We start from the raw sequence: 255 nt of genomic DNA on the forward strand, positions 1-255 counted from the left end.
TTTACCTGTCAGTGCTGAATCAGGGAAAATGCCATTCTTGTGGCGTCAGGCTACCTGGGCTGCCGCCAGTATTTATAACTGCCGCGATGAACCCCAAACACGTTGCACACAACGGCAACAGGAAACCGCGCCCTGAGTTTCTCAACTAATGAGAATTGTTCAGGGAGTCTGACATCAAGAGCGTGGTAGCCTTTTTTAATATATCTCTTTCTATTTCAACGCGTTGAAGTCTTTTCTTTAGCTCACGTATTTCAA

At 45.5% G+C, this 255-nt stretch carries 1 pseudogene; it reads right to left on the minus strand.

The annotated features are described in order from the left end of the window. Positions 1-62 precede the first annotated feature (62 nt). A pseudogene (locus V2S86_RS25425) lies at positions 63-255 on the minus strand (IS3 family transposase); the annotation flags it as partial.

Origin of the sequence: Serratia sp. C2(1), assembly GCF_036352655.1 — a bacterium.
Lineage (GTDB): Bacteria > Pseudomonadota > Gammaproteobacteria > Enterobacterales > Enterobacteriaceae > Serratia > Serratia inhibens.